A 4,795-nucleotide genomic window follows, 5' to 3' on the forward strand; every position below is an offset into this window, starting at 1 on the left:
CACAAGGAAGAAGTGACCGCGCAGAGCATCAGCGAGTTTCTTGGCGTGGCACGCTACCGCGATTCTGAAGTGCATGAGAAGAGCGAAGTGGGCCTCGTGACCGGTCTTGCCTGGACCGAAGTGGGTGGCAGTATTCTTACAACCGAAGTCACGGTGCTCGATGGCAAGGGCAAGCTCACCATCACCGGCCAGCTAGGCGACGTGATGCAGGAGTCGGCTCAGGCGGCGCTTGCATATATTCGCGGCCGCGCGCAGGCTCTGGGACTCAGCCGCGAGTTCTATCGCAACGTCGACATCCACCTGCATGTTCCAGAGGGCGCCATTCCCAAGGATGGCCCGTCAGCCGGTATCACCATGGCAACGGCGTTGGCCAGCGCGCTGGCAAAAATCCCTGTGCGGCGGGACATCGCGATGACAGGCGAGATCACGCTGCGTGGGAAGGTGCTGCCCATCGGCGGATTGAAGGAGAAACTCCTTGCCGCCCTGCGCGCAGGAATCTTCGAGGCAATTCTGCCCAAGTCCAACGAGAAGGATGTTGCCGAGTTGCCGGAGAACATCAAGAATTCGATGAAGCTGCACTTCGTAGACAGGATGGACGAGGTCCTCGCACTGGCGCTCGAAAGCCCGCTGCCCACCCCGTTGCCCGAAGCCGCGGAAGTTCTCTCCTCCGTGCCTCCGCAGGATGTTGTAGCCGGCCAAGTGGCTCGTCAATAGCCGAACCATCAGACCCATCACCTGTGCCCCATTCATGCGTTGTTTGCGCATGAGTGGGAGTGCGGGTTTCATAAGGCGCGACTTTGTTCGACGCCTCTACTTGTCCTGCATGTCTTCAAAAGCATGCACCCAGGCGTTCATCACATCGTCAAAGGTGAAGCCTGTCTCAAGCTTGCAGTTTGAAAAAGAGTCGCCCTTCTTTTCGCACTGCGCCACCCGTTCGCCCTTCTCGTTGTAAAGCGTGAGCCCGTTGGGCTGCTTGGGAATCTTAACCAGCGCCGGCTTCGTGGTGGGGGGCTCTGAGAAGTTGATGGTGTGGACAAGCGGCCCGTTGGCGGTCGCAGCCAGCAGACAAATGGCGACGAGTGTGTGCACGTTGCCTCCTGAAATGATGAGAGGTGAGGACAGTATAGGGCCAGTTTTGCGCCCAGCACACTGGTTTTTCTGCGGTCGCTCGTCGCCGTCAGTTTGAGTCTCCGTAGCCCCTCCCGCACCGTCGAGCACGAAGCATAAGAGCGACGGCGCGCCCTTGATCTTGTATCCTCAAGAAAATGCAAGGCTCGCATAATTGGGAGTCGAGAGATTGAGAATTCAATGCCCTTGATGCGGTACAGCACACAATTCCTGCTTTCGGCTCTTGATGCGGCGCAGTTCCCCGTACCCACAGTGCCCGAGATCGCGTTTCTCGGGCGATCGAATGTGGGCAAATCAAGCCTGCTGAATGCGCTCGTGGGCGAGAAGGCGGCTAAAGTCTCGCAAACACCGGGACGTACGCGCGCCATTAATTTCTTTGCATTGCTTGACCCGCGCCAGCAGAGCAAGCTCATCTTCGCCGACCTTCCCGGCTACGGCTATGCCAAGATTTCGAAATCCATTTCAGCCGAGTGGCCAAAGTTCATTGACCCCTATCTCGCCGAACGCGAAACGCTGAAGCTTTGCGTCTGCCTTGTCGACTCGAATATTCCTCCGCAACCGAACGACGGCAAGCTTGTCGACTGGCTGCGCCACGCGGGCCGGGAGTTCCTGGTGGTTGCAACAAAGACCGATCGGCTTAGCGGCAACGCCCGTACGCGAAACCTGCTTTTAATCCGGAACGCATTCGATCTGGAGGAAGTGTTGCCTGTATCGGCAAAAACCGGCGCCGGGGTGAAGGAACTGTGGAACCGAATTGAATCCGCTGGCTCCGAAGATCCGAGTTAGGCTCGCCTGACGGGCGACCATCTAAATTTTTCTATCTCGCCGCCGATGATCACGTTCGCCAAGACTTCCGCATCGATCTCGCCGTCTTGCACGTGCGCGCCAAACCTTCTGATGATCTCGTTTGCCGAATCCCGTCCACAGTAGAGGACCCGCTGTGCCTGTGCGCTTCGCCCGCAGTAGCGCGGAGAAAACCGAATCCAGCGCCGTGCCTGCCAATCCGACGAAAGGCGCTCGAGCGCAATCGCATCCAGCTTCGCCATCCAGCGCGCCGGTGACCCTCCGACCTTCCACGTCACGAACGCGAGGTCGTCATCCGGTACAGTTGTTTGAACTCCACAGGTCCCGGAGCCAAAATCCGGCACATCGCGGGGCTCACCCGGCAACCCTTCCAGGACGAGGTCCGGCAACACACCGCGCTCGACCATTTCGCGTTCAACAACAGAAGGTGCAGCCGCCACACAAACCGCTACCGTAGCGCATTTGCGGACTTCATTCTTGAGAATGCGAAGTGCTTCATCCAGCGACGTGATAACAAAATCGACGACGCCGTCACGAATCACCAGCTTTTGCACCGCTAAATCCGCTGTCGCCGCCAAGATTGCACAACCGGAAACATTTCCGGCAATCACCATGGCGCGTCCTCGGGCATCCAGTTCGCCCGCGTACAGAAGCTTGCCACCGAGACTTGGCTCCGCTTTCTGATTGTTCACATTCGTCACGCAGCGCACTAAGGCGCAGTAGAGGCCGTAAGCCTCAAGCTGCAGCGAATCTGATGTTGCAGGAGTGGGATCAGGCGCCAAGGGGGTCTCCATACGCCACTGTTCGGCGCTATCTATCCCGATCAATCCTTTAACTGTTCCATCATGTTCTTCTCGCGCACAAACAAGATCAGTTCACCGGGTATGGCCGTAGTTTTGAACTTCTCGTTGACCTTGGGCTTAGCGCATCCATTTGCAGTGACCATTCCCTTGGACATGATTGGCGGTACGAGATACCAGACGTCGCCAAAGGCATTTTTTTCCTTGTCGCAGCCGACATAAAGCTCCATGGAGTCGTTGTACGCGAGGTGGAGGGCTATTTCATGTGTGTCGGCGGGAATGGTCAGTTCGGCGGTGCCATCTTCATTGGCCTTCACCCAGTCAGGGTGCAACATGGTCTGGTGGTCGACGCGCACCTGGAAGCCGGTAGGCACCAGGGGTTTCAATGTCTTTCCATCGAATACCCTGATCGTGATATCTTTTGTGGGGTCTTCAGCGCGAACTACTACGCCAAGCATCGTCAGGCAAAGCAGAAGCAAAGTCCCGATCGTTCTTCGAGCCATTCTTTCCCCTCTCGCGGTTACCACGCAGAGTAAGGCTGCCCGTCAGATCCATTTTCCTGCGACCCTGAGTGCACGTCGTCGATACCTGGATCGGTTTGATCCAGCGTGTGCAAAGAGTCACTTACGCCGGTGACCCAGGTTTCGCGCGATTTCGTCATTGGATCTTCGGGGATGACCTTGAGGTATCCCTCCTGCACCAGGTCATCGAGCGATTGCGGCGCTTTCTGTTTGTCCATGGTGTAGGAGTCGATTGCAGAACGCATTACGCGCAAGTCTTCCTTGAGCACTGCTTCCTGCGCAGATTTGATCGCAGCTTTGAAGCTCGGAATGGCAAGCGTCGTCAGGATACCGATGATCATCATGACGATCATCAATTCCATCAGCGTGAAGCCGGCTTCTTGTTTTGTTCTGCTGCGCATCTGTACCTCTATTCTCCTACATTTATCGTCATTCGATCCGGGCGGCTCATCTCTCGGAACATTACCATGTGACTGGAGTCCCGGAGCGCCCTTCATCCGGCACAGACCAATCCCGTCCCACAAAGCATTAATCCTACCAATCGGAATATTTTGTGCCGTCGAGGGCAGTGCCCGTCGACTTCGAATACACATCAAACACGCTCTGCCCGCCGTACGAATCCGACTTTGGATCATCCTGCATGGAGTGCAATCCCCACTCAGCCTTGCCCGTCATCGGATCAACGGGAATGCGCCGAAGGAACTTCACCTTCTTGCCCTGGATATCCACGCCGTTCACCAGCGTCTCGAGGTCGGGCGGATAGTTCTGGCTGTCAACTTTGGTCTGAATCGCGCCTTTGTCGGCAGCGTCCTTGTAGTGGTCAATGGCGGCGCGCATCTCCCACAGGTCATGCCGCAGCTCGCGTTCATTATCCCGCTTCACTTTGAAGCGGGCAATCGGGATAGCCGCCGACGCCAGAATCGACAGGATAGCCACTGTCACGATCAATTCAACCAGCGTGAGGCCGCGCTCCGAATGCTTCCGGATTGGCCGCAAAGCCTTCATCTGTTCGATACTCCTACTGCACAACAATTGTGGCTTGCGAGGTTTGAGCCTGGAGCGGCTTGCCCGCACTGTTCATTGCACCAGCGCGCGTAATGGTAATGTCGCTCTGCCCCTTGGCTGCCGCCTGAAAAGTAAGGACGCAGACTACCCCTGCTCCGCTCACGCCAGGCGCTCCTGGTGGTCGCGATACGTTCAAGGTGAGGTTTCCAGGGCCGTCGTCGCGATGGGCCATCGACACAATCTGCCCGTCGCGATTTAACAAGTCGCCATCGCCCACATTCACGAGGGAGATCTTCGAAGGATCGTACTGAATCTGCAAGGGGACGGATGAGACATCCGTTCCTCCGGTCAGAACCACCGGAACCTGGAATGTAGTTCCGCTGATTACGGTTCCGGGCGAATTCAACATCAGGTTGACTTTGCCCCCCGCGGGCTGGGCAGCAGGCGAGCCCGGAGGCGGAGTGGCCTCCGTCGCAGCGCGGTTGACGTCGGCCGCTGCACCAGTGGAATTCGCTGCAGCGCGCATCTGTGCAAGAG

Annotated in this window: 8 protein-coding genes; 2 read left to right on the top strand and 6 right to left on the bottom strand. The window is 57.3% G+C overall.

The features are described 5' to 3' along the window. The coding region (locus WA354_RS24470) for a S16 family serine protease (RefSeq protein ID WP_472815642.1) at positions 1-714 on the top strand (714 nt) is incomplete at its 5' end. A 96-nt stretch (positions 715-810) separates the two neighbouring features. Here the strand turns inward: WA354_RS24470 and WA354_RS24475 are convergent. After that, entirely contained in the window at positions 811-1,089 is a 279-nt protein-coding gene (locus WA354_RS24475) for a hypothetical protein (protein WP_472815643.1), read from the bottom strand. A gap of 228 nt (positions 1,090-1,317) precedes the next feature. Between WA354_RS24475 and yihA the strand changes: the two genes are divergently transcribed. Beyond that, the gene (yihA, locus tag WA354_RS24480; protein WP_472815649.1) at positions 1,318-1,914 is read left to right on the top strand and encodes a ribosome biogenesis GTP-binding protein YihA/YsxC; all 597 of its coding nucleotides are present in this window, start codon (positions 1,318-1,320) and stop codon (positions 1,912-1,914) included. Here the strand turns inward: yihA and WA354_RS24485 are convergent. From WA354_RS24485 to WA354_RS24505, 5 genes are all read right to left on the bottom strand, one after another. Beyond that, entirely contained in the window at positions 1,911-2,726 is an 816-nt protein-coding gene (locus WA354_RS24485; RefSeq protein ID WP_472815644.1) for a hypothetical protein, read from the bottom strand. The two genes, yihA and WA354_RS24485, sit on opposite strands and share 4 nt — an antisense overlap. 29 nt (positions 2,727-2,755) lie before the next feature. Next, the gene (locus WA354_RS24490; RefSeq protein WP_472815645.1) at positions 2,756-3,235 is read right to left on the bottom strand and encodes a hypothetical protein; all 480 of its coding nucleotides are present in this window, start codon (positions 3,233-3,235) and stop codon (positions 2,756-2,758) included. 17 nt (positions 3,236-3,252) lie between these two features. Next, positions 3,253-3,654, bottom strand: a complete 402-nt coding sequence (locus WA354_RS24495; RefSeq protein ID WP_472815646.1) for a type II secretion system protein — start codon at positions 3,652-3,654, stop codon at positions 3,253-3,255. Positions 3,655-3,787: 133 nt separating this feature from the next. Continuing rightward, complete coding sequence (locus WA354_RS24500; RefSeq protein ID WP_472815647.1) at positions 3,788-4,258, bottom strand: type II secretion system protein; 471 nt, start codon at positions 4,256-4,258, stop codon at positions 3,788-3,790. A 13-nt stretch (positions 4,259-4,271) separates the two neighbouring features. Then, positions 4,272-4,795, bottom strand: a 524-nt coding sequence (locus WA354_RS24505) for a cohesin domain-containing protein (protein WP_472815648.1), incomplete at its 5' end; no start/stop codon positions are given.

The sequence above is a fragment of the Occallatibacter sp. genome, from assembly GCF_049802275.1.
Taxonomy (GTDB): Bacteria; Acidobacteriota; Terriglobia; order Terriglobales; family Acidobacteriaceae; genus Telmatobacter.